This window comes from Neisseria leonii (assembly GCF_028776105.2).
Taxonomy (GTDB): domain Bacteria; phylum Pseudomonadota; class Gammaproteobacteria; order Burkholderiales; family Neisseriaceae; genus Neisseria; species Neisseria leonii.
The window spans coordinates 1,974,414-1,998,349 of record NZ_CP145606.1; the positions used below are offsets into that span (position 1 = coordinate 1,974,414).

The 23,936-nt window shown below is 57.3% G+C and carries 19 protein-coding genes; 8 read left to right on the top strand and 11 right to left on the bottom strand.

What is annotated here, in order from left to right; all coding sequences use genetic code 11:
* Positions 1–9: 9 nt before the first annotated feature.
* From benC to ORY85_RS09510, 6 genes are all read right to left on the bottom strand, one after another.
* On the bottom strand, positions 10–1,026 hold the full coding sequence (gene benC / locus ORY85_RS09485) for a benzoate 1,2-dioxygenase electron transfer component BenC (protein WP_274570958.1): 1,017 nt from the start codon (positions 1,024–1,026) through the stop codon (positions 10–12).
* 117 nt (positions 1,027–1,143) lie between these two features.
* Positions 1,144–1,635 carry a benzoate 1,2-dioxygenase small subunit gene (benB, locus tag ORY85_RS09490; RefSeq protein WP_274570957.1) on the bottom strand — a complete coding sequence of 164 codons (492 nt, stop codon included), beginning with the start codon at positions 1,633–1,635 and terminating at the stop codon, positions 1,144–1,146.
* Positions 1,632–3,002: a benzoate 1,2-dioxygenase large subunit gene (benA, locus tag ORY85_RS09495; protein ID WP_274570956.1), complete on the bottom strand. Its 1,371-nt coding sequence runs from the start codon at positions 3,000–3,002 to the stop codon at positions 1,632–1,634. Before benA ends, benB begins: the two co-directional genes overlap by 4 nt.
* Before the next feature lie 78 nt (positions 3,003–3,080).
* Complete coding sequence (catA, locus tag ORY85_RS09500) at positions 3,081–4,001, bottom strand: catechol 1,2-dioxygenase (protein ID WP_274570955.1); 921 nt, start codon at positions 3,999–4,001, stop codon at positions 3,081–3,083.
* 86 nt (positions 4,002–4,087) lie between these two features.
* Positions 4,088–4,378: a muconolactone Delta-isomerase gene (gene catC, locus ORY85_RS09505; protein ID WP_274570954.1), complete on the bottom strand. Its 291-nt coding sequence runs from the start codon at positions 4,376–4,378 to the stop codon at positions 4,088–4,090.
* Positions 4,379–4,426: 48 nt separating this feature from the next.
* Positions 4,427–5,542, bottom strand: a complete 1,116-nt coding sequence (locus tag ORY85_RS09510; protein WP_274570953.1) for a muconate/chloromuconate family cycloisomerase — start codon at positions 5,540–5,542, stop codon at positions 4,427–4,429.
* Between the two features lie 138 nt (positions 5,543–5,680).
* On the opposite strand from ORY85_RS09510, the gene ORY85_RS09515 reads away from it, so the two are divergent.
* Complete coding sequence (locus ORY85_RS09515; RefSeq protein WP_274570952.1) at positions 5,681–6,595, top strand: LysR family transcriptional regulator; 915 nt, start codon at positions 5,681–5,683, stop codon at positions 6,593–6,595.
* Between the two features lie 99 nt (positions 6,596–6,694).
* On the opposite strand, the gene ORY85_RS09520 is transcribed toward ORY85_RS09515, so the two are convergent.
* Complete coding sequence (locus ORY85_RS09520) at positions 6,695–7,999, bottom strand: aromatic acid/H+ symport family MFS transporter (RefSeq protein WP_274570951.1); 1,305 nt, start codon at positions 7,997–7,999, stop codon at positions 6,695–6,697.
* A gap of 280 nt (positions 8,000–8,279) precedes the next feature.
* Between ORY85_RS09520 and radC the strand changes: the two genes are divergently transcribed.
* The 7 genes from radC (at position 8,280) to ORY85_RS09555 (ending at position 19,115) form a co-directional block, all read left to right on the top strand.
* Positions 8,280–8,954, top strand: a complete 675-nt coding sequence (gene radC, locus ORY85_RS09525; RefSeq protein ID WP_274571010.1) for a DNA repair protein RadC — start codon at positions 8,280–8,282, stop codon at positions 8,952–8,954.
* Positions 8,955–9,453: 499 nt separating this feature from the next.
* Positions 9,454–10,551: a PrpF domain-containing protein gene (locus ORY85_RS09530; RefSeq protein ID WP_274570950.1), complete on the top strand. Its 1,098-nt coding sequence runs from the start codon at positions 9,454–9,456 to the stop codon at positions 10,549–10,551.
* Complete coding sequence (locus tag ORY85_RS09535; RefSeq protein WP_274570949.1) at positions 10,548–11,669, top strand: hypothetical protein; 1,122 nt, start codon at positions 10,548–10,550, stop codon at positions 11,667–11,669. Before ORY85_RS09530 ends, ORY85_RS09535 begins: the two co-directional genes overlap by 4 nt.
* A 9-nt stretch (positions 11,670–11,678) precedes the next feature.
* Positions 11,679–13,667: a tripartite tricarboxylate transporter permease gene (locus ORY85_RS09540; RefSeq protein ID WP_274570948.1), complete on the top strand. Its 1,989-nt coding sequence runs from the start codon at positions 11,679–11,681 to the stop codon at positions 13,665–13,667.
* 113 nt (positions 13,668–13,780) lie between these two features.
* Positions 13,781–15,112 (top strand): adenosylmethionine--8-amino-7-oxononanoate transaminase, encoded by a 1,332-nt coding sequence (gene bioA, locus ORY85_RS09545; RefSeq protein WP_274570947.1) that lies wholly within the window; start codon positions 13,781–13,783, stop codon positions 15,110–15,112.
* Positions 15,113–15,188: 76 nt separating this feature from the next.
* Positions 15,189–17,819 (top strand): leucine--tRNA ligase, encoded by a 2,631-nt coding sequence (gene leuS, locus ORY85_RS09550; protein ID WP_274571009.1) that lies wholly within the window; start codon positions 15,189–15,191, stop codon positions 17,817–17,819.
* A gap of 57 nt (positions 17,820–17,876) precedes the next feature.
* Positions 17,877–19,115, top strand: a complete 1,239-nt coding sequence (locus ORY85_RS09555) for a NupC/NupG family nucleoside CNT transporter (RefSeq protein WP_338578042.1) — start codon at positions 17,877–17,879, stop codon at positions 19,113–19,115.
* A 120-nt stretch (positions 19,116–19,235) separates the two neighbouring features.
* Here ORY85_RS09555 and ORY85_RS09560 read toward each other — a convergent pair whose 3' ends face one another.
* Genes ORY85_RS09560 through cdd form a run of 4 tightly spaced genes read right to left on the bottom strand, consistent with a single transcriptional unit; the run spans position 19,236 to position 23,787 of the window.
* Entirely contained in the window at positions 19,236–20,888 is a 1,653-nt protein-coding gene (locus tag ORY85_RS09560) for a phospho-sugar mutase (protein ID WP_274570945.1), read from the bottom strand.
* Positions 20,889–20,948: 60 nt separating this feature from the next.
* Entirely contained in the window at positions 20,949–22,274 is a 1,326-nt protein-coding gene (gene deoA, locus ORY85_RS09565; RefSeq protein ID WP_274570944.1) for a thymidine phosphorylase, read from the bottom strand.
* Positions 22,275–22,283: 9 nt separating this feature from the next.
* A complete protein-coding gene (deoC, locus tag ORY85_RS09570; RefSeq protein ID WP_274570943.1) occupies positions 22,284–22,979 on the bottom strand; it encodes a deoxyribose-phosphate aldolase in 696 nt (231 codons plus the stop codon).
* The gene (gene cdd / locus ORY85_RS09575; protein WP_274570942.1) at positions 22,972–23,787 is read right to left on the bottom strand and encodes a cytidine deaminase; all 816 of its coding nucleotides are present in this window, start codon (positions 23,785–23,787) and stop codon (positions 22,972–22,974) included. The genes deoC and cdd overlap by 8 nt, the downstream gene beginning before the upstream one ends.
* Between the last annotated feature and the right edge of the window lie 149 nt (positions 23,788–23,936).

Below are 23,936 nucleotides of genomic sequence, written 5' to 3' on the forward strand. Positions count from 1 at the left end.
AGACTCCTGTCAGTTAGTGCCGGGCGAGAATTTCTCAAATTGGAAACTTCTGGGCGTGATGCCCTTCATGTCGAGCCACTGACGTACTGCGTCCACCATCGGTACGGGGCCGCAGAGATAAACATCGGTGTCGCCGCCGTTGAGCCATTCAGTATCCAAGTGTTCGGTCACGTAGCCTTTGCGCGGGTGGCTGCTCGTTTCGGCAGCTACGCAGGTGCGGTAGTCGAACCAGTTGTGTGCCGCTTTGATAGCGTCGAGTTTGTCTAGATGAACCAAGTCGGAATCATTGGTTACACCAAGTACCATATTCACGGGCCGGTCATTGCCTTGTGCCGATAAGTATTGCAGCATGGAAAGAAAAGGTGCGAGACCGGTGCCGCCTGCCAGCATGATGATGGGGCGCTCGACAGGGCGCAGGTAGAAGCTGCCGTAAGGGCCGCTGAAACTGATACGGTCGCCTACTTGAGCGGTTTCGGTAAGGTAGCGGCTCATTTTGCCGTCAGGTACGTTGCGGATAACGAATTCCGTTACTGTCGCACCGGGCGCAGAGCTGAAAGAATAAGCGCGTACGTCGCCGGAGCCCGGCAGTTCCAGATTAATGTATTGGCCGGGAAGAAAAATCAGCGCGTCGGGCGTATCTAATTCGATGGCCAAATTGATGGTAGAGGGTGAAATCAGTCCGATTTCCTTGATGCGGCCCTCAAATCGGGCAACGGTGGTTTTGCAGACTTGTGATGAGGCCGGAATATTGACGACCAAGTCGGAAGTGGGGCGGCATTGGCAGGTAAGAATATAGCCTTGCCCGGCTTCTTCCGGGGTAAGTGCGTCTTCGATGTAGCTGCTCTCGGGCATGTCGTAGCTGCCCGATTCGCAAAACGAGCGGCAGGTACCGCAGGCGCCGTCGCGGCAGTCGATGGGAATGTTGATTTTTTGGCGGTAGGCAGCGTCGGCCACCGTTTCATTGTTGTTGCATTGAATGAAGCGGGCAACGCCGTCCTCGAATTTGAGTGCGACCGTATGGCTCATGATGGGCTCCTTGGATATTGCCTGCGGCGGCGGTTTTGTTATCGTGTGGCAGGTGTTTGCCGGATTTTCAGACGGCCTGCCCGTATGCGGTGAGGCCGTCTGAAAACGCCTGCCGCATCAGATATGGTAAATATCGATGACATGGTGGATGTAGTCGTTTTTCAGTACGACATATTTACTCAGGATTTTCGGTGTGCCGCCGTCGAAACGGATGCGGTATCGTGAAAAGCCGAAATGCGAATAGTTCGTTTGGTAGCGGTGGCTCAACGTATGCCAGTTGAAGCGCACCGTCACTTCATTGCCCTCCTGTGCTTCCAGCTCGATATTGCTCAGGTTGTGGCTGGTGCGCGTGTCGGGCAGGGTGGCACTGGAGCGGTCGGTTTTGATGCGGAACACGCGGTCTTCCAAGCCGCTGCGGTCGGGATAGTAAATCAGCGAGATTTCGCGGTGCGGATCGGTAACCAAGGTATCATCGTCGTCCCATGAGGGCATCCAGAAAGAGGCGCTCTCGTCGTAGCATTCCAGCCATTCGTCCCATTCTTCGTCGTCGAGCAGACGCGCTTCACGGTAGAGGAAGGCGCGGATGGTATCCATGCTGATGTTGCTCATGCTTGCGCTCCTTGTTCTTCGTTGACGGCTTTTTTCATCACATCAAGCCAGTAGCGGTGTTGTACGGCAAATAAACCTTCGTCTTCGGTTTTCACGCCGCTGAGCAGCGGTTTCATGCCGATGGCGGCGGCCGCTTCGTCGGCACCCTGAATCCAGTGTTTCGAGCCGCGTCCCATTTCGTTCCACTCCACTGCGCGGGCGTTGAAGCCGAGCTGGCAGGAGCGGAATTCTTCCAAATCGTCGGGTGTGGCCATGCCGCTGGCGTTGAAGAAGTCTTCATATTGGCGGATACGGTGGGCGCGTGCTTCGTCCGATTCGCCTTTGGGTGCGATACAGTAAATCGTTACTTCTGTTTTGTTGACCGCAATCGGGCGCAATACACGGATTTGCGAGCCGAATTGATCCATCAGATAGACATTGGGATAGAGGCAGAGATTGCGCGAGCGGCGTACCATCCAGTCGGCCATCGCTTGGCCGAATTTTGCGGTGTATTCTTCTTTTCGGTCCCAGTTCGGGCGGTCTTCGGGGTTTGCCCAGTTGGTCCACAACAGCATGTGGCCGTTTTCGAAGGCGTAGAAACCGCCGCCCTGTTTCGCCCACGAACCTGCGCTCATGGCACGGATGCCGTCTTTTTCGGCGTTTTTCTCTTTGCGGTGCTGGGTGGTAGCGGCGTAGTTCCAATGCACGGCGGAAACGTGATAGCCGTCGGCACCGTTTTCCGCCTGGATTTTCCAGTTGGCGTCGAAGGTGTATGTAGAGGAACCGCGCAATACTTCCAAGCCGTTTGCTGATTGATCGACAATCATGTCGATGATTTTGGCGGCTTCGCCCAAGTATTCTGCCAATGGCGGCGAATCGGGATTCAGGCTGCCGAACAGAAAGCCCCGATAGTTTTCAAAATGCGGCAAACGTTTGAGGTCGTGCGAACCTTCTTTATTGAAGCAGTCGGGGTAGCCCGCGTTTTCAGGGTCTTTTACTTTTAACAGTTTGCCGCTGTTATTGAATGTCCAGCCGTGGAAAGGGCAGGTGTAGGTGGCTTTGTTGCCGCGCTTGTAGCGGCACAGCTGTGCGCCGCGGTGGGTGCAGGCATTGAGAAAAGCGTTGAGTTCGCCGTTGCGGTTGCGTGCAATCACGACGGGCTGGCGACCCATGGTAAGGGTGATGTAGTCGTTGATGTTGGGCAGTTGGCTTTCGTGAGCCAGGTAAATCCAGTTGCCCTCGAAGATGTGTTTCATCTCCAATTCAAACAGTTCTTCATCGGTAAATGCGCTGCGGTGGATGCGGAAGTCGCCGTTGGCGTGGTCTTCAATCAGTAAATCGTCGAGCTTGCGCAGCTGCGGTGTGTAATCGGGTTTGATCGGTATCATGGTTGTGTTCCTTATCTTGTGTATCGGGATTTTCAGACGGCTTTTGTGTGTGCGGCCGTCTGAAAATGTGTTGTGCGGTTAGCGTGCGCCGGCGCGCCGGCGTTCGTTTTCCGCAGCGAACACGCCTTCGGTTTCAGGCAGCAGGCGGATGTCGAACACGATGTGCGCGTAAGGCTTGTCAAAGCCCTCGGCTTGAATCGCGGCGGAGTCGGTCACTTCGTTGAGTGGCGGCACCAGCCCTTCGCGGCTGGCAAAGGCGAAGTCGTCCCAGAGGTATTCGTCGCCGTCGATGTTGATCTGGGTGGTCAGTTTGCGGTGGCCGTCGGCGGTCACGAAATAATGGACATGCGCGGGGCGGCGGCCGTGACGGCCGAGCTTTTTCAGCCAAGTGTCTACATGGCTGCCGGGTGGGCAACCGTAACCGTGAGGCAGAATCGAGTGGGCTTTGTAATGGCCGTCTGAATCGGTGAAGATGGTGCGGCGCAAGTTGAAATCAGACTGGGTTTTGTCGAAGAAAGAGTAGTTTCCCTTGGTATTGGCCTGCCAGAGTTCTACTTTTGCATTGGGCAGGGGGTTGCCTTGGGCATCATAGACTGTACCTTCGAGTACCAGCGGTTTGCCGTCTGTATCTGTACCGTCGTCCATGCGGGCGAAGCCTATGCTTTCAGGTGCGCCGTACACGTACAGAGGTCCTTCGATGGTACGCGGTGTACCGCCGGCCAGCCCCATGCGTGTTTCTTCTTCGTCGGCGCGAATGTCTATAAACCGTTCCAATCCCAAACCTGCGGCAATCAGCCCCAATTCATTATTTTTGGCGGCATCGGTCAGAAATTCCATGCCTTTCCAGATTTCATACGGACTTAAATCCAAATCTTCGATGGCTTTGAACAGGTCGCAGACCAGTCGGACGGTAATGGCTTGAATGCGGGAATCGGTTTCGCCGCGTGCGGTATCGATGTTGAACGCTTTAACCAGTTGTTCGATTTGTTGGTGGTTCATGGTGTACTCCTTGGTAGATTGTGTTTTTAACGGCTGCATAAAGCCCGATGCCTCAGGGAGGGTATATCGGACGGAAAAGAAAGGGATCAGCGGTCATCTGCATACAGGGATGACGGGTGGCGGCACAGCGGCAGCACTTCGATCCGCATATACGGGAACAGCGGCAGGTTGCCGATCAGGCGGTGAAGCTCTTCGTTGCTTTCTGCATCAAATATGCTGATGTTGGAATATTGGCCGACAATGCGCCAGATGTGCCGCCATTTGCCGCTTTGCTGTAAGGCTTGGAAGTATGCCTTTTCTTCGGCTTTGATTTTTTCAGCGGTTTCAGGCGGCATATTTTCCGGCAGGCGGACATCCATTCTGATGTGAAACAGCATGACAGGCTCCTTTGTTGTGGTTAAGGCGTTCAAAAGCAGCGGTTGTTTTCAGGCTCTTTTTAAGGTTTCGATTTTTTCTGTGTCCGGTTTGATACCCAAGCCGGGAGCATTCGGCACTTGGAGACGGAAATCCCGGTAAATCAGCGGTTCGCTCAGAATTTCTTCTGTCAGAAGCAGGGGGCCGAACAGTTCGGTGCCGAATTCGATATGTGGAAATGTTGAGAAAACATGGGCAGAAGCCGCAGTACCTACTGCTCCTTCCAACATAGTTCCGCCATACAGAGCCGCTCCGGACAAATCTGCTACCTGTCCGGCCAATTTGGCCGCAGTTATTCCTCCTGACTGGTTGATTTTTATTGAAAAAACATCAGCTGTGTGGGCGGTTGCCAGCGTCAGCACATCGTATGGCCCGCACAGGGTTTCGTCTGCCATAACGGCTGTAGAGAAGCGGGCACTCAGGCGGGCGAGTGCAGCACGGTTGTGTGCGGCAACGGGTTGTTCGACTAAGTCGATGCCGCCGTCTTGCAGCATGGCGATGCCTTTTTCTGCCTGCTGCTCGTTCCATGCCTGATTGACATCAACCCGTATGCTGATATTGCTGCCTAAGGCTTTTTTGACGGCAACTGCATGAGCGACATCTTCTTCGATCGGGCGCAGGCCGATTTTGAGTTTGAAGATATTGTGACGGCGCGCTTCAATCATTTTTTCCGCTTCGGCGATGTCTTTGGCAGTGTCGCCGCTGGCCAATACCCACAATACCGGCAGACTGTCATGCAGGCGTCCGCCCAAGAGTTCGCTCAGCGGCAGCCCCAGACGCTGGCCTTCGGCATCCAGCAGTGCTGTTTCGACGGCACATTTGGCAAAGCGGTTTCCCCGAATACTGTGGTTCAGCAGCTGCATGGCTTGTGCCGGGTTGGCAGACCGGGCGTTAAGGAGCAGCGGCGTGAAATAGCGGTCAATGTTGGTTTTAATGCTTTCGGGGCTTTCTTCGCCGTAGTTCAGGCCGCCGATGGTGGTGGCCTCGCCCCATGATTCGATGCCGTCTGAAAACCGCATCCGGACCAAAACCAAGGTCTGCACACTCATGGTGGTCATGGATAGTTTATGAGTGCGTATGGTTGGAATATCTACCAATAAGGTATCAATAGAATCAATTTTATTCATGAGCTTGTTTTTATTTTTGGGTTTTATTGTTTAAAAAATATTTGTTTTGCTATCGGTATATTGAATACAATACTCAAATGCTGTTTATGTGTCCAAAACGGATTAAGTATTTTTTTCATACTTTTTAGGTATAAATAGATGGATTTAAGGCATTTGCGTTATTTTGTGACGGTCGCCGAAGAAAAAAATTTTACCCGTGCGGCTGAAAAACTGTTTATTGCCCAGCCGCCACTAAGTCGTCAGGTGCGTCAGTTAGAGGAAGAACTTGGGGTCAATCTGTTTGTGCCGGGGGCGCGCCCCTTGGAACTGACTGAGGCGGGTACGTTTCTCTATGCCCATGCCACTCAGTTACTGATTAAAGCCAGTGATGTTAAAACCATGACCCGGCGTATCGGCTGCATACACGGCACGCTCAATATCGGTTATGTTGCCTCTACGCTTTACGGATTTCTTCCTGAGATTATCCGTAAATTTAAGAAAGAAGCACCCGAGCTTTCTGTGGTGTGGCATGAAATGGGTTCGGTTCAGCAGCTCGAAGCACTCAAAACCGGTAAAATCGACGTCGGCTTTGGCCGGCTGCGGATAGAGGATGCGGCGATACGCCGTATTCTGCTGCGTGAAGAAAAGTTGATGGCGGCACTTCCCGTGGAGCATTCCCTGACACAGAAGCAGGGTCAACTTTCGCTGTTGGACTTAGTAGAAGATACGCTGATTGTGTATCCGCGTGACAGGCGGCCGAGTTTTGCCGATCAGGTATTGTCGATTTTTGCCGATTATGGATTGAAACCGGCCAATGTGATGGAAGTGCGTGAGTTGCAGATTGCATTGGGTATGGTGGCGGCGGGTGAGGGGGTGTCCATTGTGCCGACCAGTCTTTACGGTCTGCGCCGTAACGATGTGCAGTATATGGCACTCTCCGATGTGCAGGCGGTTTCACCTATTATCATGAGTGTGCGCAATATGGATCCGTCGGACAGCCTGCGTGCGATTTTGGACGTGGTGTATCAGGTGTATGACAGCAAGAGCATCAGTTATACTCGGGAAAGTTTGTAAGGTAAGTTTGCAGCAGCCTGAAAGCTAGATAAGGCCGTCCGGAATGTTGGAAGCAACATTTCAGACGGCCTTTTATGTGACAAGGGCGTGGTGGCAGGATTAATCCGCTGCATATTTTTTGCTGACGACAGCAATGGCTGATGCAGCAATCAGGCCGGGAATGGCGAAAATGATGAAATTCATGTGGTGGGGTAAGGCCATTGCCAGTAAAGTGCCTCCGAGCATGGGGCCGATAATCGCACCGGTACGGCCTATGCCTGAAGCCCAACCCAGTCCGGTAGAGCGGATGGTGGTAGGATAGAATCGGGCAACATAAGCGTAGAGCAAAATCTGCGAACCGATAGTGGCCGAGCCTGCGACTGTGACCAATAAATACAGCACGGTTTGCGGCGTTTCAAATCCCAGCAGGCCGATGGCGGCTGCCCCGGTCAGGAAAAAGGCAACCAGAACGGGTTTGGGGTGGAAGCGGTCGGACAGGTATCCGCCCGAAACGGCTCCGATGATGCCGCCGATGTTCAGAGCCAGTAGAAACATCAGGCTGGAACTGAGGCCGTAACCGGCCATGGTCATCAGTTTCGGCAGCCATGAGCCGAGTGCATAAATCATCAGCAGGCACATAAAAAAAGCACACCAAAAACCGAGTGTACTGCCCAGACGGCCTTCTGTGACCAGGTGGGCAAGGCCGGTATGGGAACTTTCGGCTTCATTCAGGATTAAGACATCGGTTTCGCGGATATTTTCATTCGGCACCAACATCTGCATGACTTTTCGGGCTTCTGCCGTCCGGCCGTTTTTCAGTAGAAAGGCAACCGAATCGGGCAGGGCCCGGATAATGACCGGCAGCAGTAGCAGCGGGACGGCAGCCAGATAAAACATGACCTGCCAGCCGTAGTTGGGCACAATCCAAATTCCCAAACCTGCAGACATTATGCCGCCGACACCATAGCCGCTGAACATGACGGCTACCAATGTGCTCCGTATGCGTTTGGGTGAATATTCAGACATTAATGCAACAACATTCGGCATTACCCCGCCGATACCCAGCCCTGCGATAAAGCGCATGATGCCGAACTGCAAAGGCGTTTGTGCAAAGCCGTTGAGAACGGTAAATCCGCTGAATAACACGATGCAGAGAATAATCATCTTCTTGCGGCCGATTTTGTCCGACAGCATCCCCAGCCCCATTGCGCCGGCCATCATGCCGAATAATGCTGTACTGCCCAAAACACCGGCCGTTACCGGATCGAGTGACCATGTTTTCATTAAAATCGGTAGGACGACACCGTAAATGACCAAATCGTAACCGTCGAAAATAATAATCAGAGTACACCAAAACAGTATGCTCCGATGCAGTGGTGTCAAATTTGCATGGTCGATTAAAGTATGGATATTTAAGTTTCTCATAGACATTTTCCCCTGAATTTCTCTTATCGAAAGCAGTGTTTCTGCCCTGTGGAATACCAAAATAAAGCAAAAGGCTGTGATGTGTCTAAAACATAATCGGTATGTATAAAAAATCTTTTCGGTATGATTGGCTGTGACGGGGAGGAATGGGCGGCCAGCCGGGCAGGATAGGCAGCTGCCAGGCATGGCGGAGGCCGTCTGAAAACGGCCGCCACCTTTCCCGCCGACTACCTGATATGCTATAAGCATATTTTTTATGCTTGGGGAAACGGAGTGGCAAATGGGGATTAAAGACTGGCCGGCTTCGGAGCGGCCGCGCGAGAAACTGCTGGCGCGCGGGGCGGCGGCGTTGAGCGATGCCGAACTATTGGCGGTGCTGCTGCGCACGGGGACGCGCGGCATGAGTGCGGTGGATTTGGCGCGTTATCTGTTAAGCGAAATGGGCAGTCTGGGGCGGCTGATGAGCGCGGGCGAGCGGGAATTGAGCCGCTATAAGGGCATGGGGCAGGCTTCTTATACGCAGTTTGCGGTGGTGCGCGAAATCGGGCGGCGGGTGTTGGCGGAAGAGTTGTCGGCGCAGACGGTGTTCGACAGTCCGCAGGCGGTATCGGATTTTCTGCGTCTGCAGTTGGGTTACGAGCGGGTGGAAGTGTCGCTGCTGCTGTTGCTGAACAGTCAAAACGGTTTAATCGAGCAGGTGGAGCTGTCGCGCGGTACGCCGTCTGAAAACACGGTCTATATCCGCGAGGTGGTGCGGCTGGCTTTGGACAAACACGCTGTCGCGCTGATTTTGGCGCACAACCACCCCGGCGGTTCGTGCGATCCGTCCGATGCCGATGTGGCGTTTACCCGCCGTTTGCAGCAGGCTTTGGATTTGGTGGACATCCGTTTGCTCGATCATTTTATTGTAACGGCAGGGCGGGCGGTGTCGTTTGTCGAGCGGGGATTGCTGTGAGCGGAAGGCGGCATCTGCCGTGGTAGGCGGCGGCCGGATTGTGCCCCGAAATGCAAAAATAACGGATTGGCCGGTTGGCGCGCTTGTCATGAGCCGTGCAGCTTTGTTATGATGGCTTTTCAACTGTGAAATTTGGTTAAATTTTCCGGTTTTCTGCCTGATATTCCTTTGTTTTGAAAGGATTTTATGTTACACTTACCCCCCCCCGTAGGGACGGCCCGCCGTTAGGCCTTAACGGTTCTCCGTCTGTTCTGTCTGTTTTCTGCCGCCGTGTCGGCGGCTTTGTCTCTGCGTTATTTCCGTTCCTTCTGCGGTTGTTTCAGACGGCCTTTCAGGCGTTTTCTGACCGCCTGCCGTGTTTTTCTTCCGGCACATACCGGCTTTTACCGTCTTCTCTCTTTTTTCTCCCTGTTGTGCCGTCCTCTGTAACCGGCGTGCCATGCCTGCGTGCGCCGTCAGTACGGTTGCGTGTTTCGTCCGTGATACGGAGGGAGGCGCCATGAACGAGCTGACCATCAATGCCGTGTGGATGCGCGGCGGAACCAGTAAATGCTGGGTGTTCGAACGTGCCGAGCTGGAGCGTGCGCCGCTGCCGATTGACGATGTATTGCTGCGTGCGTTCGGCAGCCCCGACAAACGGCAGTTGGACGGTGTGGGCGGAGGAACGTCCACCACCAGCAAGGCGGTCATTCTCAGCCCTGATGAGGGCGGGGAATATGATGTCAATTACCTGTTTGCCCAAGTGGGCATCGATGAGCCGGTGGTGGACTGGGGCAGCAACTGCGGCAACTGTTCGGCCGTTGCCGCGCTGTATGCCTTGGAAAAGGGCTGGGTGGCCGCGCAGGACGGCATCACGACCGTACGGGTGTACAACGAGAACACCGGTCAGGCGATTGTCCAGCAGATTGCCACGCCCGGGGGCAGGCTGCCGGCAGCCGACAGTCCGATGGCGGGCTGCGTTTATCCCGGTATTGCCGTGAATGTCGGTTTTGAAGACCCTGCGGGCAAAACGACAGGCTCATTATTTCCGGCCGGACAGCCCGAAACGGTCATCACGGTTGAAGGCAGGCCTTATGCCGTTACGCTGGTCGATGCCGGTGCGCCGTGTGTGTATGTGGACGCGGCTTCGCTGGGTCTGGCCGGACAGACGCGCGGGCAGTGGACGGAAACGGTAGGGGACAGTCTGGCGGCTTTGGAGGCTGTCAGACGGCAGGCTGCCGTCCTGATGGGTTTGGCGGACAGTCCCGAGGCAGCTGCGCGGGCCGTTCCCAAGCTCGGTGTGATCGGCTCGGGCGGGGACGGGGCGGATCTGCGGGTGCAGATGCTGTCGATGGGACAGCTCCACCCTGCGATGCCGGTAACGGGATCGGTGGCTCTGACTTTGTCTGCGCGTTACGAAGGCACGGTAACGGCGCGGATTTTGGGCAGAACCGCCCCGACGGGCATCACGCTGGATACGCCTTCCGGCCATCTGCAAACCTTTGCCGCAGACGTTTCGGGTCTGCCCGTGGTCGGGGTTGCCCGTACCTGCCGCATCATGGCACAGGCGCGCATTCATGTGCCGCTCGCGCCTCTGCCCAAGGAGGTGGCGGTATGAAACAGTTATTTTCCCTGATTCCGAAAAAGGCCTTCGGCCGCCTGATTCAGACGGCCTCTGTTGCGGCTGCGGCCGCCGTGCTGTCTGCCTGCGCGCCGCAGCAGGCCGGTTATAAACCGACGGGGCCCGGCGTGGTCGATGTGATGGTGCCGTATGCGTCGGGCGGCGGTACGGATACTTGGGCGCGGTTTATCACGCAGGCGTTTGCCGATGTCAATCCCGACGTGAAGCGTTACCAGGTGGTCAATGTGCCCGGCGGCGAAACCATTACCGGCACCAATGCGTTTGTGAAAAGCGGGGTGAAGACCGGTCAGTATGTGATGGTCGGTTCGGCAACCACCTATTTTCAGGATATGTTGAACCACAAAGCCGCCAAGTTCGATTTCGCCGAGATGGAGCCGCTGGCTTTCAACGGTACGGGCGGCGTGGTGTGGACGAGCGGCAAAAGCGGCATCAAGAATATCGGCGACCTGAAAAATGCACGGGAACCGTGGCTGTACGGCGGCATGAGTGCGTCGGGGCTGGATTTGATTGCACTGCTGGCTTTGGAGGCACTCGGTGTGCCGAACCGCGGTGTGTTCGGCTTTGAAGGGCGCGGCCCGAGCCGTCTGGCGGTGCAGCGCGGTGAAACGGATCTGGATTTTCAGACGACTGCCGCCTATCTGTCGCAGCTGGCCGACGATGTGCCCTCCGGTAAAGTGGTGCCGCTGTTCAGCATGGGTATCCCGATTGACGGCAAAATCGAGCGCGATCCCAATCTGCCCGATATTCCGACTTTTGACGAGCTGTACCGCCAAATCGGCGGCCAAACCGAGCACCAGCGCATGGCGTATCAGGCGTTTCAGGCTTTCGTCGCGACCGGTCTCTACTACCAGAAAGGCTTGTGGGCGAATGCCGGTACCGGTGCCGAGGTGGCCGACCAATACGATGCGATGGTCAAAACACTGAATGCCGATCCGCAGTTTGCCGAAAAGGCCAAAGCGGCGCTTGGCGGCTACCAGCTGATTTCCGGCAAAGCCGCCAAGCAGGATTTTCAGACGGCCTTGCAGCTGAGTCCGCAGGTGATGGATTTTGTTGCCAAGCTGCTGCTGGACAAATACGGAACGGCGATTCATTAGGAGCATAATATGACGGACATTCTTTTTTCTGCCTTGGGGCAGCTGGCCGATCCGGCGGTATTGATGTATCTGATGGCCGGTGTGGTGATCGGCATTATTATCGGTGTGATTCCCGGTTTGGGCGGTACGGGTGCGGTGGCCGTACTGATGCCGTTTATTTTCATGCTGGAACCGAATCAGGCCATTGCGATGATTATCGGCGCGGTGGCGGTGGTGCATACCTCCGATGTCATCACTTCGGTGGTGCTGGGGATTCCCGGCTCGGCTTCGGCCTCGGTGTTTCTGCTCGACGGCTACAAAATGGCGCAGCGCGGCGAAGGCGGGCGGGCATTGAGTGCCAGTTTTACCGCCTCCACCATCGGCGGCCTGTTCGGCATTGTCGTCCTGACCCTGATTGTGCCGGTGGCCAAGCCGATTGTAACGTCGTTCGGTTCGCCGGAGATCTTTGCTCTGATTGTGTCGGGCGTTTTTCTGACGGCCATGCTGTCCAAAGGCAATATGGTGAAAGGCCTGCTGGTTGCCGCATTCGGTCTGGCGTTGGGTTTTGTCGGCGTGTCGCCCATCAGTGCCGAATACCGCTTCACATTCGGCATCGAATCTTTGAGTGACGGTTTCAATCTGGTGGTAGTGGCCTTGGGGATTTTCGGCTTGGCCGAAATGATCGGCCTGATTGCCGAAAAAACCGCCGTTGCCGATCAGAAAGTGGATTTGGGTTCGGGCTGGCGCAAAGGTTTTCAGGATATTCTGCGCTATCCGTTCGATGTCCTGCGCGGGTCGGCCGTGGGAACGGCGGTCGGTTTTCTGCCCGGTGTCGGTTCGACGGCCGGTTCGTGGCTGGCTTACGGGCAGGCGCAGGCGTTTGCCGCCCGCAAGGGCGATTCCCGCTTCGGCGACGGCGACCCGCGCGGCGTGATTGCCCCTTCTGCCGCCAGCAACGGTATCGAGTCGGGCGCGCTGATTCCCACTCTGATTTTCGGTGTGCCGGGTGCCGCGCCGTTTGCCCTGCTGCTGGGCGTGCTGCTGGTGTTCGGTATCCAGCCCGGCCCTGCTATGATGACCAAGCATCTGGATTTGGTTTATTTCATTGTATGGACGTTCGCGCTGGCCAGTATTGCGGGTGCGGTACTGTCGTTTGCGCTGGCGCGCCCGCTGGCACGGCTGTCGTTTGTACCGTTTCCGATTTTGGCGGCCGCATTGGTTCCCGTTTTGTTTATGAGCGGTTTTCAGGGGCCGATTGATCTGAACACTTTTTACATGATGCTGGTGCTGGGGCTGCTCGGCTGGCTGTGCAAAGCCTGCAATATTCCCCGCGCCCCGTTTCTGATTGCGTTTGTGCTGGCCGAACCTTTGGAGCGTTATTTCTTTTTGACCGTCAAGGTTTACGAGCCGGCCGAATGGCTGACGCGCCCGGTCGTGGTGGTCGTGATGGCCGTTTTGGCCGCTGCGGTTGTGCTGCCTTGGCTGCGCAGGCGTTTGGCGGCGAAAAACGCACAGGACGCCGGACGTGCCGAAGCGCTGATTGCCGAAGCCGAAGGCGGCGAGGCCACGGGCAGGGCCCGCCTGCTGGTGTCGGCGGCGTTTTTGGTGTTTTTTGCGGTTCAGTTTGTGCTGGCCAACCAATATTCGGGCAACGGTTCGCTGTTTCCGAAAACCGTCGGTCTGGTCGGTATCGGACTGGCGCTGCTGGCCGCCGTGCTGGACTTCGGCCGTCTGAAAACCGCGCCGGACGGTGCGGAGCGGCAGGCACGTTGGCGGTACACGCTGCTGACGGTGGGCATGTCGAGCGCATGGGTCTTGTTCTTCATCTGGCTGGTGTTTGCGGCCGGTATGCTGGCGGGGACCGTGGTATTCGCCCTGACTTTCCTGTTGGCGGTTGCCCGCATGAAGCCGGTGAAAGCCGTGGTCTACACGGCCGGTATCGCGGGCTTCATCTGGGCGATGGAGCATCTGGCCTATATGGCTTCGCCTGTGGGCTATCTGCAATTGTGGTCTGCCTGAGTATGTGATGCCGTGCGGCCGCCGGGGTTTGGTTCCGGCGGCCGCTTTTTTTCGGGCAAGGTATGCGTATAATCGGCGGCTTGATGGTTTTTCGCGGCATAACCGGGATAGATATGAACAGTACAACAGGCAGGCCGTCTGAAAACGGCATCGATTTGGCGTTTGACCGCGCCCATATCTGGCACCCTTATACGTCGATGACCGACCCGCTGCCGGTGTATCCGGTATCGGGAGCCGACGGAGTGTATATCGAACTGGCCGACGGGCGGCGGCTGGTGGACGGCATGTCGTCGTGGTGGGCGGCGCAGCACGGCTACCGCCACCCCGAACTGACGGCCGCCGCTGCGGCGCAGTTGGACAAAATGGCGCATGTGATGTTCGGCGGCCTGACGCACGCGCCTGCCGTCGATGTGTGCCGCCGCTTGCTGGATTTGGTGCCGGACAATCTGGAATGCGTGTTTCTGGCCGACTCGGGGTCGGTGGCGGTGGAAGTGGCGGTGAAAACGGCGGTGCAGTATTGGGCGGCGCGGGGGCGGCCGCGCAGCCGTTTTCTGACGGTGGGCGGCGGCTATCACGGCGATACGTTTGCCGCGATGAGCGTGTGCGATCCGGTCAATTCCATGCACAGCCTGTATGCGCGCTTTCTGCCGGAACAGATTTTTGTGCCTGCGCCGCAGACCCGTTTCGACGGTGAGTGGCAAAGCAGTGATTTGGCCGCTTTTCAGACGGCTTTGGCGGGGCGGCATGAGGAAATTGCGGCGGTGATTCTGGAACCGGTGATACAGGGGGCGGGCGGTATGCGGATATACCACCCCGAATATCTGCGCGGCGTGCGCCGCCTGTGCGACGAATACGGCGTGCTGCTGATTTTGGACGAAATCGCCACCGGTTTCGGCCGTACCGGCAAAATGTTCGCCTGCGAGCACGCCGCCGTGCAGCCCGACATCATGTGTGTCGGCAAAGCACTGACCGGCGGCATGATGACGCTTTCGGCCATGCTGTGTACGCGGCGGGTGGCAGAACAGATCGGCAGCGGCCGCCCCGGCGTGCTGATGCACGGGCCGACATTTATGGGCAACCCGCTGGCCTGCGCGGTGGCGGCGGCCAATCTGGCGATTTTGCAGCGCGGCGAATGGCGGGCGCAGGTGGCGGCCGTCGAAGCGCAGCTGAAACGGGAATTGGGCCGTCTGAAAACGGACGGAGGCTTTATCGGCGGCAATATCCGCGATGTGCGTGTGTTGGGTGCCGTCGGCGTGGTGGAAACCGTGCGGCCGGTGGACATGGCGGCCATGCAGGCGTTTTTTGTCGAAGCGGGGGTGTGGATACGGCCGTTCGGGCGGCTGGTCTACATCATGCCGCCGTTTATTGTCCGGCCTGCCGAACTGACCCGCCTGACTGCCGCGCTGGCCGAAGCCGTGCAGCGGCCGGAACTCTTTCTGTCCTGATTGCCGATTTTGCGCAAAGCGCGCGCGCAAACTGCTATAATCGCACGCTTAAACGATTTCTCAAACCGCCATCATGATGCAAGAACACTATCAGCCTTCCGCCGTCGAGCCGGCGGCACAACAGGCGTGGCAGCAGGCCCGCCTGTTTAACGTTTCCGAAGATACGGCCAAGCCGAAATATTATTGCCTGTCGATGTTCCCTTATCCCAGCGGCAAGCTGCATATGGGGCATGTGCGCAACTACACCATCGGCGACGTACGCAGCCGTTTCAAACTGCTCAACGGTTTCAATGTCTTGCAGCCTATGGGGTGGGACGCTTTCGGTATGCCCGCCGAAAACGCCGCCATCGAGCGCAAAGTCGCGCCCGCGAAATGGACGTATGAAAACATCGCCTATATGCGCGGCCAGCTCAAAAGCCTCGGTTTCGCCATCGACTGGGAACGCGAATTTGCCACCTGTTCGCCCGAATACTACCGCTGGGAACAGCTGTTTTTCACCAAACTGTTTGAAAAAGGCGTGATTTACCGTAAAAACGGCACGGTGAACTGGGATCCCGTCGATCAAACCGTTCTGGCCAACGAACAGGTGATCGACGGGCGCGGCTGGCGTTCGGGTGCGCCGGTGGAAAAGCGCGAAATCCCGATGTATTACTTCAAAATCACCGATTACGCCGAACAGCTGCTCGCCGATTTGGACGGCTTGGACTGGCCGGAGCAGGTGAAAACCATGCAGCGCAACTGGATCGGCAAATCGCGCGGCATGACCGTGCGCTTTGCCGTGGCCGACGACAGCAAAGCCGGTTTGAGTGGCGACTATGCGCAGTTTTTGCAGGTGTACACCACCCGCCCCGACACGCTGATGGGTGCGACTTATGTGGCCGTGGCTGCCGAGCATCCGCTGGCAACCGCCGCCGCCCAAGGCAAACCCGAATTGCAGGCGTTTATCGCCGAGTGCAAAGCGGGCAGCGTGGCCGAAGCCGATATGGCGACAATGGAGAAAAAAGGCGTGCCGACCGGCCGTTATGTGGTGAACCCGCTCAACGGCGAGCGGCTGGAAGTATGGATTGCCAACTATGTGCTGTGGGGCTACGGCGACGGCGCGGTGATGGCCGTGCCCGCGCACGACGAACGCGATTTCGAGTTTGCCGGTAAATACGGCCTGCCGGTGAAGCAGGTGATTGCGGTGGGCAGTCATGAGTTTGACGAAACGCAGTGGCAGGACTGGTATGCCGACAAAGAAACAGGCCGTCTGAAAAACAGCGGCGAATTCGACGGCATGGATTTTCAGACGGCCTTTGATGCGGTTGCCGCCAAGCTGCAAAGCCTGAATGCGGGCGAACCGAAAACCCAGTACCGCCTGCGCGACTGGGGCATTTCCCGCCAACGCTACTGGGGCTGCCCGATTCCGATTGTCCATTGCGAAAGCTGCGGCGACGTGCCCGTGCCCGAACAGGATTTGCCTGTGGTGCTGCCGGAAGACGTAGTACCGGACGGTTCAGGCTCGCCGCTGGCGAAAATGCCCGAATTTTACGAAACCGAATGCCCGCGCTGCGGCCAACCGGCCAAACGCGAAACCGATACCATGGATACCTTTATGGAATCGAGCTGGTATCAGTTCCGCTATCTGTCGCCCAAGTTTTCAGACGGCATGGTCGCGCCCGAAGCCGCGCAATACTGGCGGGCGGCCGACCAATACATCGGCGGCATCGAACACGCCATTCTGCATCTGCTTTATGCCCGCTTTTTCACCAAGCTGATGCACGAAGAGGGCATCGTGGCCGTGAACGAGCCGTTCCAAAGCCTGCTCACGCAAGGCATGGTGTTGCAGGCGACTTATTACCGCGAAACGGAAAACGGCAAAAAGCAGTGGATCAACCCCGCCGAAGTCGATGTACAGACCGACGACAAAGGCCGCCCCGTATCTGCCGTATTGCGTTCGGACGGCCTGCCCGTCGTGATCGGCGGTGTGGAAAAAATGTCGAAATCGAAAAACAACGGTGTCGATCCGCAGCAGATTATCGATGCCTACGGCGCGGATACCGCGCGGCTGTTTATGATGTTCGCCAGCCCGCCCGAACAATCGCTCGAATGGAGCGATGCCGGTGTGGAAGGTGCGCACCGCTTCCTGCGCCGCCTGTGGCGCACGGTGTATGAGTTTAAAAACAGCGGTGCGGCGGCAGAGGCATTTTCAGACGGCCACGACAGCCTGCCCAAAGCACTGAAAGATCTGCGCCACAAGCTGCACGCCACCATCGCCAAAGTGGGCGACGATTACGGCCGCCGCCAGCAGTTCAACACCGCCATTGCCGCCGTGATGGAGCTGCTCAACCAGTACGACAAAACCGACTGTTCGGGCGGACAAGGCCGCGCGGTGGCGCAGGAAGTGCTGGAAGCCGTTACCCGACTGCTGTGGCCGATTGTGCCGCACATCTGCGAAGCCTTGTGGCGCGGACTGAGGCCGTCTGAAACCTTGTGGGCGGCAGGTTGGCCTGCGGTGGACGAAACCGCGCTGGTCAAAGCCGAAATCGAAATGATGGTGCAGGTGAACGGCAAGCTGCGCGATAAAATCGTAGTGGCCGCCGATGCCGCGCAAGACGCGGTTCAGGCCGCCGCTTTGGCCACTGCGGGCGCGCAGAAATTTACGGAAGGCAAACCGCCGAAGAAAGTGATTGTCGTTCCCGGCCGTCTGGTGAATATTGTGGTGTAGTGTCTGCGGCATCCGGCAGGGTGCCGGCAAAACTGGGAGAAAATAATGGATATTTTGATGAGCATCATCGGAATGTGCGTATTGCTGGCTGTCGGATTTTTATTGTCCAACAATAAACGTGCGGTGAATTTCCGAACGGTATTCGTCGCGCTGGCCATTCAGGTTGCGCTGGCCGCGCTGATTCTTTATGTGCCGGCAGGGCGGGACGCACTCTTGGAGGCGGCCAAGGGCGTGAGTGCCGTGATTGCGTACGGTAATCAGGGTATTGCCTTTGTGTTCGGCAGTTTGGCCGATACCGGTAATGTCGGTTTCATTTTCGGCGTGAAAGTGCTGCCGATTATTGTCTTTTTCTCCGCATTGATTTCGCTGTTTTACTACACCGGTGTGATGCAGTGGATGATCAGGGTGTTGGGCGGCGGCCTGCAAAAAGCATTGGGGACTTCCAAAGCAGAATCCATGTCGGCAGCGGCGAATATTTTTGTCGGGCAGGTGGAAGCACCTCTGGTGGTCAAACCGTTTGTCGGCCGCATGACCGAATCCGAGCTGTTTGCCGTGATGGTCGGCGGCACTGCCTCGATTGCCGGATCGGTGATGGCGGGCTATGCGGGCATGGGCGTGCCGCTGACTTATCTGATTGCCGCTTCCTTTATGGCGGCACCGGCAGGGCTGCTGTTTGCCAAGCTGATGTATCCGCAGACGGAACCGTTCAATGATGTATTGGAAGCGGTGCAGGAGGAAGACAAGCCGCATAATGCGTTGGAAGCGTTGGCAAACGGTGCCGGTGCGGGTATGCAGCTGGCTTTGAATATCGGTGCCATGCTGATTGCCTTTGTGGCGGTGATTGCCCTGCTCAACGGCATTGTCGGCATCGTCGGCAGTGTATTCGGCATCGAGGGGCTGACCTTGCAGATGCTGTTCGGCTATATTTTCAAACCGGTTGCGTATCTGGTCGGCGTGCCGTGGGACGAAGCGGGGATTGCGGGGCAGATGATCGGTATGAAACTGGCGGTGAACGAGTTTGTCGGCTATTTGGAGTTTGCCAAATATCTGCAGCCGGACGCGCCCGTGCTGCTGAGCGATAAAACCAAGGCCGTCATTACTTTTGCCTTATGCGGTTTTGCCAATTTCGGCACCATCGCCATTCTGATCGGCGGTATCGGCGGGATCGCGCCCAACCGGCGTTCGGATATTGCGCGCTTGGGCGTGAAGGCCGTCATCGCGGGGACGTTGGCCAACCTGATGAGTGCGACCATTGCCGGCCTGTTTATCGGTTTGAGCGGGGCGGCCTTGATTTAGAGAACGGCTGTGCCGCAAAACGGAACGCATCTTGAAACATTTTCCGGTTTCAAGATGCGTTTGTTTTCAGCAGCTGCCGTTTGCTTTGCCGCACGGGCTTTTCAGACGGCCTCGGGCGGCTCAGCAGTTCAGTTTGCCGTAAACGCCGCTGCGCAGCAGGCCGCGTACGGCGGCATCGAATTCTGCCAGCGTTTGGGTGGCATGGGCGGCGTTGTCGCCGCGAACGTCCAAATAGAACTTCACTTTCGGCTCCGTTCCGGAGGGGCGGACAATCAGACGGCTGCCGTCTTCCAGCCGGAAAACCAGAATATCGTTCGGTTCGTCATGGTCCATATAGTCGGTGGCGGCGGTAATGCTTTGGCTGCCGATGCGCTGCGGCATATGGCTGCGCAGGGCGGCCATCAGTTTGGGAATATCTTGCGGGTCATCTACCCGGATCGAAATCTGCCCGCTGGCATAAGCACCGAACGTCCGTTCGAAATCGGCGGCATAATCTGCCAGCGTTCTGCCTTCTGCTTTGAGGGCGCAGACTAAGTCCAAAAATGCCACGGCGGCGGAAATGCCGTCTTTGTCGCGCACTTTTTCCGGGTCAACCAGATAACCGAGGGCTTCTTCAAAACCGTAGATCAGGTTGTCGACTTTGCCGATGTATTTGAATCCGGTCAGGGTTTCCTGATGGCCGAACCGGAAATGCTCGGCGATTTTGCCCAGTGCGGGCGATGAAACCAGCGAACAGGCCAGCGTGCCCCGGCGGCCTTCGGCCTGTGCCCGTCCGGCCATATGCCATGCCAGATAACAGCCGATGACATTGCCGTGCAGGGTCTGCCAATTGCCCTGTGTATCGGGCACAGCCACGGCCAGACGGTCGGCATCGGGGTCGTTGGCAATAATCAGTTCCGCGTTTTTTTCTTTGGCCAAGGCAACGGCCAAATCCAGTGCGCCCGGTTCTTCGGGGTTGGGGAAGGCAACGGTCGGGAATGCGGCATCGGGTTCGGCCTGTGCTTCGACCAGATGGGGCAGCGGCAGACCGGCAGCAGACAGGGTGTGCAGCAGAATATCTTTTCCCACGCCGTGCATGGCGGTATAGACGTAATTGACCGGCCGGGGCGGGGAGGTGCGGACGGCGGCGGTTTTGCGGATATAGGTATCAATGACGTCGGGGCTGACGGTCTGATAGTGCGGGCTGCGCGGCAGCCGGCGGATGTCGCCTTGCGCGGCGCGATCGATGGCGGCAGCAATCTGCCTGTCTGCCGGAGACACAATCTGCCCGCCGCCCTCGGCTTTGCCCAGATAGACCTTGTAGCCGTTGTCCTGCGGCGGATTATGGCTGGCGGTTACCATCACGCCGGCGGCGGTGTCGAGATGCTTGACGGCATAGGCCAGTACGGGTGTGGGCGTTTGGTGCGGCAGCAGAAAAGTTTCGATACCTGCTGCGGCCATGATTTCGGCCGTATCGCGGGCGAAAATATCGGAATTTTTCCGTCCGTCGTAGCCGATGACGATGGACGGGGAAGAGTCATGCTGTTTCAAGAACTCTGCCAGACCGGAGGCCGTCTGAATGACCAATACCCGGTTCATGCCCATCGGGCCGGCCTGCAAGGGGCCGCGCAAACCGGCCGTGCCGAATTTCAGACGGCCGTCGAAGGCTTTTGCCAAAGCGTGTTGCGCGGCTTCATTGCCCTGTTCGGCAGACCGGATTAAGGCGGAAAGTTCGGATTGTGTTTCCGGGTCGGGGTCTTGGGCCACCCACTGTTTGGCTTGTTCCAAAATCATTTTTTGCTCCTGTGGTCCGGCGTGATGCGGACGGTTGCCGCCGTGCGTTTGCGGCGGGGTTTATGCGGTAAGGGTTTCATAGATGATCGGGCGTTCGGGCGGTGCGGTTTCGCCGACGGTCAAAGCATTCCGGTAGGCCGTGGCCGCCGCCTGCCAGTCGGCTTCGCTTCGGGCGTGAACCACCGCCAGCGGGGTGTCGGCCGCCACTTGGGTGCCGATCGGCAAGATTTCGTCAAAACCGACGGTGTGGTCGATTTTGTCCGATGCGACGCGCCGTCCGCCGCTCAGATTGATGACCGCCACGCCGACGGCGCGGGTATCCATGGCGCAGATATAGCCGCCTCGGCCTGCGGTTACGGGTTTCACAACGGCAGCTTTGGGCAGCGTGTCTGCAAAGGTTTCGATAAAATCGGCCGGGCCGCCTTGGGCATGTACCATGCGGGCGAAATATTCCGCCGCTTTGCCGCTGTCCAATGTATTTTGCAGCAGGGCGCGGGCTTCGTCGCGGCCGGCGGCCAGTTTTCCGTTTACCAGCAGTTCCGCGCCCAGTGCCAGCGTGATTTCATGCAGGCGCGGGTTACGGTATGTGCCGTTCAGATAGCGCACCGCTTCGCGCACCTCCACCGCATTGCCGGCGGAAGACGCCAAAACTTCGTTCATATCGGTCAGCAGGGCCGTGGTCCGGCAGCCGGCCTGGGTTGCCACCTTGGCAATCGATTCGGCCAGGGCGCGGGAAAGCTCGTAAGTGGGCATAAATGCGCCGTTGCCGACTTTGACATCCATCACCAGACTGTCCAGACCTTCGGCCAGCTTTTTCGATAAGATGGAAGCCGTAATCAGCGACAGGCTTTCGACGGTTGCCGTTACGTCGCGGGTGGCGTAGATTTTGCGGTCGGCAGGGGCGAGGTTGCCGGTTTGGCCGACAATCACGCAGCCGGTTTTTCTGACTAAATCCTGCATTTTTTCGGGGCTGGGGAAAATATCGAAGCCCCGGATACTTTCCAGCTTGTCCAAGGTGCCGCCGGTATGGCCCAGACCGCGCCCCGCAATCATGGGGACATAAGCCCCGCAGGCGGCCAGCATGGGTGCCAGCATCAGTGAGACCACATCGCCCACGCCGCCGGTGGAATGTTTGTCCAGCACCGGGCCGTTTAAGGCGGCATGCTGCCAATTTAGGGTTTCGCCGCTGTCGCGCATGGCCAGTGTCAGGGCGGTGCGCTCGTCCCAATCCAAATCATTGAAGAAAACCGCCATACACAGCGCGGCAATCTGCCCTTCGCTGATGCTTCCATCGGTTACGCCCTGAATGTAAAAGCGGATTTCCTCGGCCGACAAGGTTTGGTTGTCGCGTTTTTTGCGGATGATTTCCTGCATTAAAAAAGCCATGATGCCTCCTTATTTCAATAATTCGTCCAGCAGGGCCGATGCGCCGAAGCGGAAGGTTTGCGGGCGGATAAAATCCCCGCCCAGTATGTCTTTCACCTGTTGCAGATAAGCGTCTGCCTGTTCTGCGGTGCGGATGCCGCCTGAAATCTTCAAACCGGCCGGTGCAGCCTGTTCGGCAATCACGCCGCACAATACGGCGACCGCTTCCGGGCTGGCACCGTTTGCGGTTTTTCCGGTCGAGGTTTTCAGAAAGTCCGCACCGGCGGCGATGGCGGTTAAGGCATTGCGGCGGATTTGTTCCGCATCCGATTCGCCGGTTTCCAGAATGACTTTGACTTTGGCACCGTGCGCATGGCTGAGTTCGGCGACGGCGGCGAACAGGGTTTGCGCGTATCCGCTGTCCTGCCGGTAGGGGAAAACCACATCGATTTCTGCCGCACCGTCATTTAAGGCGGTTTGTGTCTGGTGCAGAACGGTTTCTTTCGGTTCGTTTCCGGACGGGAAATTGACGACGGTGGCAACGGCGACATCGGGCGGGCAGAGCTTTCTGGCCTGGGCGACAAATGGCGGATAAACGCATACGGCCGCCACGTTTCCGAAAGCGGGGGATACGGCTTTGGCGCACAGTGCGGCAATCCGGTCGGCGGTATCGTCATCGTTTAAGGAAGTCAGATCGATGAGTGAAAACAATTTGGCTTTATCCATGATTTTCCTCTAAAAAATGAATGTCCAGCGGTGCGGTCACACAGGCGTTCCAAAGTGTTTGGGTATGGATTTCGTGTCCGCTGCGCTCGAAGCATACCAGCGCGCCGCGCACGATTTCCCGTTCGTGCCGACCCGATAAGCGTAAAAAATTCAAAGCACTTTGCAGCGGCGGCAGGCTGGGGTTGTAGGCGGCATTTTCCGCGTAACGTCCGACAAAGATGCCGCTGCGGGTTTCCAGTGCCACACCGGCGTATTGGCGGCTGTAAGGCGCGTAGCTTTGGCGGGCGGCATCGAGTGCCTGCATGGCCAAAGCGTCCCGGGTCGGGTTCTGCAAAGTCAGATGGTGGTTCTGCTTATCCAGCAGACGGCCTGTCATGCCCAAGTCGGCGGGGCCGAAACTGTCGGGCAGATAGTGGTGCAGCGGGTTGTTGCGGCTGTGCGGCAGATGGATTTGCAGGTTTTCACTGCCGCGCGTTTCGTTTAAAAACTGGCGGCAGTGTCCGCACGGAGTGCAATTGACCACGATATGTTCCAACCGCTCGGCACCGCGCGAAAATGCGTGGGCAACGGCACTTTGTTCGGCGTGTACGGTTTGTGCCAGCACCACGCCGGCGGTTTCCTGATTGGCACCCAGATAGAGGTTGCCCTTATCATCGACGGCGACTGCGCCTACCTGAAAATCCGAGACGGGGACGACGGCCGACTGCGCGGCATCGTGCAGTAGGGATAAGGCAAACTGAATCATGTCGCCGCCGAATGCACGGGCAGCCGATGCAGCTTCTGCGGCAGAGTAGAATGTTTTCGGCATCTGTATTCCTTACAGCCTGTACGGACGGGTCATCATAAACGGCAGTTTCAGACGGCCCCGTAGTTTTCGGGGCGGCAAAACTGGATTTGGCCGGATGAAATCAGTATATTGCAGCCGACGCAGCCGCTTATTCTACCGAACCCGGACGT

Excerpts from the sequence above, each read along its gene's own strand:
- benC (WP_274570958.1), bottom strand. The coding sequence starts at position 1,026 with ATGAGCCATACGGTCGCACTCAAATTCGAGGACGGCGTTGCCCGCTTC.
- benB (WP_274570957.1), bottom strand. The coding sequence starts at position 1,635 with ATGAGCAACATCAGCATGGATACCATCCGCGCCTTCCTCTACCGTGAA.
- benA (WP_274570956.1), bottom strand. The coding sequence starts at position 3,002 with ATGATACCGATCAAACCCGATTACACACCGCAGCTGCGCAAGCTCGAC.
- catA (WP_274570955.1), bottom strand. The coding sequence starts at position 4,001 with ATGAACCACCAACAAATCGAACAACTGGTTAAAGCGTTCAACATCGAT.
- catC (WP_274570954.1), bottom strand. The coding sequence starts at position 4,378 with ATGCTGTTTCACATCAGAATGGATGTCCGCCTGCCGGAAAATATGCCG.
- ORY85_RS09510 (WP_274570953.1), bottom strand. The coding sequence starts at position 5,542 with ATGAATAAAATTGATTCTATTGATACCTTATTGGTAGATATTCCAACC.
- ORY85_RS09515 (WP_274570952.1), top strand. The coding sequence starts at position 5,681 with ATGGATTTAAGGCATTTGCGTTATTTTGTGACGGTCGCCGAAGAAAAA.
- ORY85_RS09520 (WP_274570951.1), bottom strand. The coding sequence starts at position 7,999 with ATGAGAAACTTAAATATCCATACTTTAATCGACCATGCAAATTTGACA.
- radC (WP_274571010.1), top strand. The coding sequence starts at position 8,280 with ATGGGGATTAAAGACTGGCCGGCTTCGGAGCGGCCGCGCGAGAAACTG.
- ORY85_RS09530 (WP_274570950.1), top strand. The coding sequence starts at position 9,454 with ATGAACGAGCTGACCATCAATGCCGTGTGGATGCGCGGCGGAACCAGT.
- ORY85_RS09535 (WP_274570949.1), top strand. The coding sequence starts at position 10,548 with ATGAAACAGTTATTTTCCCTGATTCCGAAAAAGGCCTTCGGCCGCCTG.
- ORY85_RS09540 (WP_274570948.1), top strand. The coding sequence starts at position 11,679 with ATGACGGACATTCTTTTTTCTGCCTTGGGGCAGCTGGCCGATCCGGCG.
- bioA (WP_274570947.1), top strand. The coding sequence starts at position 13,781 with ATGAACAGTACAACAGGCAGGCCGTCTGAAAACGGCATCGATTTGGCG.
- leuS (WP_274571009.1), top strand. The coding sequence starts at position 15,189 with ATGCAAGAACACTATCAGCCTTCCGCCGTCGAGCCGGCGGCACAACAG.
- ORY85_RS09555 (WP_338578042.1), top strand. The coding sequence starts at position 17,877 with ATGAGCATCATCGGAATGTGCGTATTGCTGGCTGTCGGATTTTTATTG.
- ORY85_RS09560 (WP_274570945.1), bottom strand. The coding sequence starts at position 20,888 with ATGATTTTGGAACAAGCCAAACAGTGGGTGGCCCAAGACCCCGACCCG.
- deoA (WP_274570944.1), bottom strand. The coding sequence starts at position 22,274 with ATGGCTTTTTTAATGCAGGAAATCATCCGCAAAAAACGCGACAACCAA.
- deoC (WP_274570943.1), bottom strand. The coding sequence starts at position 22,979 with ATGGATAAAGCCAAATTGTTTTCACTCATCGATCTGACTTCCTTAAAC.
- cdd (WP_274570942.1), bottom strand. The coding sequence starts at position 23,787 with ATGCCGAAAACATTCTACTCTGCCGCAGAAGCTGCATCGGCTGCCCGT.